The organism is Variovorax sp. P4_D9, from assembly GCF_056401695.1.
Genome location: NZ_JBFUIU010001537.1, coordinates 1 through 1,108 on the forward strand (window position 1 = coordinate 1; position 1,108 = coordinate 1,108).

The 1,108-nt window shown below is 59.5% G+C and carries 1 protein-coding gene; it reads left to right on the forward strand.

The features are described 5' to 3' along the window. Positions 1–69 precede the first annotated feature (69 nt). Positions 70–1,104 carry an IS630 family transposase gene (locus tag AC1DY5_RS56695; RefSeq protein ID WP_478122879.1) on the forward strand — a complete coding sequence of 345 codons (1,035 nt, stop codon included), beginning with the start codon at positions 70–72 and terminating at the stop codon, positions 1,102–1,104. Positions 1,105–1,108 lie beyond the last annotated feature (4 nt).

Here is a 1,108-nt window from a genome sequence, read left to right on the forward strand (position 1 = left end):
TTACTCAGCAGTCGATAATTTAGGCTACAAAAGATCACCACGACAATCGAATTGATGATTCAATAGCGCATGAAACGAGATGGCCGCACGCTGGATCACAAAACGCTTGAAGAGATTCGCCTGATGGCGGTGGAGCGAGTTCGCGATGGAGAGAAGCCTTCTGCGGTGATTGCCGCCTACGGCTTCAGCCGCACGACGATCTACAAATGGCTGAAGGCCTCGTCGGGTCGAGGCAAGGGACTCAAGGCGCTGCGCGGCACGCGCGGCACCGGGCGACCGCGTACGCTGAGTGCCGCGCAGGAGCGCCAAGTATTTCGTTGGATCAATGGACGCGACCCGCGACAGTATGGACTGGACTTTGGGCTGTGGACACGCGCCATTGTGGTGACGCTGATTGAGCAGAAGTTCGGCGCGAGGATGGGGGTGACGGCAGTCGGTGCATTGCTGGCCAARCTCGGACTGACCCCACAAAAGCCTTTGCAGCGCGCCTACCAGCGCGATCCTCAAGCCATCGAGCGCTGGCAGCGTGAAACCTACCCCGGCATCGCCGCGGCCGCGAGGAAAAGCGGAGGCGAAGTCTACTTCTGGGATGAATCGGGATTTCGCGCCGACACCGTGCACGGTAAAACCTGGGCGCCCAAAGGCAAGACCCCGGTCATCGAGCGTCCCGGGCAACGCCAGTCGATCTCGGCGGCCTCAGCTGTCAACGCCAAAGGGGGCTTCTGGTTCGCGACTTACCAGGGTGCGTTGAATGCCGAACTGTTCATCGAACTACTCAAGAAGATGATGAAGGGCCGCAGCAAGCCCGTGCACCTGGTGGTCGACGGACTGCCGGCCCATAAGAAAGCCAATGTGCGCGAGTACATCGAGTCCACCCAGGGCCAGCTGAGCATGCACATCCTGCCGGGCTACGCACCCGACCTGAACCCGGACGAGTTGGTGTGGAGTCATGTCAAGCGCACTGGTGTGGCTCGCAATCCCTTGCGAGCCGGCGAGAAACTCGAAATCCGAGTCGACCAGCAACTGCGCGACATGCAGAAGAATCGCCGGCTGGTTCGATCATTCTTCGAAGCGCCTTCTGTCTCCTATATTTCTGACTGCTGAGTAA